This window comes from Agromyces sp. NPDC056965 (genome assembly GCF_042673425.1).
In the GTDB taxonomy this organism is placed as follows: domain Bacteria; phylum Actinomycetota; class Actinomycetes; order Actinomycetales; family Microbacteriaceae; genus Agromyces.
Genome location: NZ_JBHURI010000074.1, coordinates 1 through 2,503, shown reverse-complemented (window position 1 = coordinate 2,503; position 2,503 = coordinate 1). Strand labels below are relative to the sequence as shown.

Here is a 2,503-nt window from a genome sequence, read left to right as displayed (position 1 = left end):
TCGTTCGCGGTGCCGGTGCTGGTTTGGTAGACCGCGCAGGCTAATTTCGGGGGGGGCGAGCGGATGCTACATCCGCTCGCCCCCGTCTCGTTCGCGGCAGCACCTCTCCTCCACAGCCCCGTGGTTCGCACGCACGCCCCACCACGGCGGAGTGCGTCGGCGGCGCTCGTTAGACTCGACGGATGAGCTGGAACGCGGAACCCGCCTGGACCGACGAGGTCCCGTGGGACCCCGACGAACTCGCTCCGCCGCCCGATGACGAGTGGGTGCCGCCCGTCGACGACGCCCAGTCCGGCGGTGCGCGAACCTCAGCCACGCAGCGCTCGGCAGGGGCTCAAAGTCGACCGTCCGGAGCGGTCGCGTCGGGACGTCGCGCCGCCGCGCCCGCGCGGTTCGCCACTGCGGCCGAAGCGCTCCACACCGTGTTCGGGTACGACAGCTTCCGCGGTGAGCAGGCCGACATCATCGCGCAGGTCGCCGGCGGAGGCGACGCCGTCGTGCTCATGCCGACCGGCGGCGGCAAGAGCCTCTGCTACCAGATCCCGTCGCTCCTCCGCGAGGGCACGGGCATCGTGGTCTCGCCGCTCATCGCGCTCATGCACGACCAGGTCGACGCGCTCGTGCGCAACGGCGTTCGCGCCGCGTACCTGAACTCGAGCCAGCAGTCGCACGAGCGGGCCGAGGTCGAGCGGGCATATCTCGCCGGCGAGCTCGACCTGCTCTACGTCGCCCCCGAGCGACTCGGCAACGAGGCGACCAAGCGGTTCCTCGAGCAGGGCACGATCGCGCTCTTCGCGATCGACGAGGCCCACTGCGTCGCGCAGTGGGGGCACGACTTCCGGCCCGACTACCTGGCGCTCTCCGAGCTCGCCGAGCGTTGGCCCGACGTGCCGCGCATCGCCCTCACCGCCACGGCGACCGAGGCGACGCACCGAGAGATCACCGAGCGACTGAGCCTCGGGGGAGCCGAGCACTTCGTCTCGAGCTTCGACCGGCCCAACATCCAGTACCGCATCGACTCGAAGCTCGAAGTGCGCAAGCAGTTGCTCGAGTTCATCCGCAGCGAGGGCCGCGACGCCGCCGGCAACCCCGTCGCGGGCATCGTCTACGCGCTCTCGCGGGCGAGCACCGAGAAGATCGCCGCGTACCTCGCCGAGCACGGCGTCAACGCGATGCCGTACCACGCCGGCCTCGACGCCGCGGTCCGCCGTCGCACGCAAGAGCGGTTCCTCCGCGAAGAGGGCGTCGTCGTCGTCGCGACGATCGCGTTCGGCATGGGCATCGACAAGCCCGACGTGCGATTCGTCGCCCACGTCGACCTGCCGAAGTCGGTCGAGGGCTACTACCAGGAGACCGGTCGCGCCGGCCGCGACGGGGCGCCGGCGACCGCCTGGCTCGCCTATGGCCTGCAAGACGTCGTGCAGCAGCGGCGCATGATCGACGAGAGTCCCGGCGACCTCGCCCACCGGCGGCGTCTCGCCCAGCACCTCGACGCGATGCTCGCGCTCTGCGAGACGGTGCAATGCCGCCGCCAGAACCTGCTCGGCTACTTCGGTCAGCCGAGCGAGCCGTGCGGCAACTGCGACACCTGCCTCGAGCCGCCCGCTTCGTGGGACGGCACGGTGCCCGCTCAGAAGCTCATGTCGACGATCGTGCGCCTCCAGCGCGAGCGCCGGCAGAAGTTCGGCGCGGGCCACCTCGTCGACATCCTCCGCGGCAAAGAGACGCCGCGTGTGCGCCAGTACGGGCACGACGCACTCGCGACGTGGGGCATCGGGCAAGACCTCAGCGACCAGCAGTGGCGCGGGGTCGTGCGGCAGCTGCTCGCACAGGGCCTGCTCGCCACGCACGGCGAGTACGGCACGTTGACGGTGACGGATACCGCGGCCGACGTGCTCTCGGGCAAGCGGGTCGTGAAGCTCCGCACCGAACCCGAGCGCGCAGCGCGCTCACGCGGCCCTCGGGCGGCAGCTGCCGCCGTCGACCTCGAGCCGGCGCAGGTGGAGCTCTTCGAGCAGCTCCGCACGTGGCGTGCGGGTGAGGCGAAGGAGCAGGGCGTGCCCGCGTACATCGTCTTCGGCGACGCGACACTGCGCGCCGTCGCGGTCGCGAGGCCCGCGAGCCTCGCCGATCTCGACGGCATCACCGGCATCGGCGCCAAGAAGCGCGAGGCCTACGGCGAGGCGCTGCTCTCGGTCGTCGCCTCGGCCTGACGCCCTCGCCTCGGGTTCCGCTTCGCTCGGCTCGGGCTTCGCCCGGCTCGCGCGTCGCTCGGCTCGGGCTTCGCCCGGCTCGCGCGTCGCCCGGCTCGCGCGTCGCCCGGCTCGCGCTTCGCCCGGCTCGCGCTTCGTCCGGCTCGGGCTTCGCCCGGCTCGAGCTACCTGGCTCGATCCGAGCGTCGTCGACCTGGCTCGCGCGTGTTCGGCTCGTCATCCTTCCTCGCCACCGCGATCACTCGCCATCCTTCCTCGCCGCCGCGATCGGGAGGAGATCTGCGATTCCG

General features: G+C 71.8%; 1 protein-coding gene. It reads left to right on the top strand.

Annotated elements, in window-relative coordinates; genetic code table 11:
* Positions 1 to 182: 182 nt before the first annotated feature.
* The gene (gene recQ, locus ACFTQE_RS16180; protein WP_376926034.1) at positions 183 to 2,213 is read left to right on the top strand and encodes a DNA helicase RecQ; all 2,031 of its coding nucleotides are present in this window, start codon (positions 183 to 185) and stop codon (positions 2,211 to 2,213) included.
* The last annotated feature ends 290 nt before the right edge of the window (positions 2,214 to 2,503 follow it).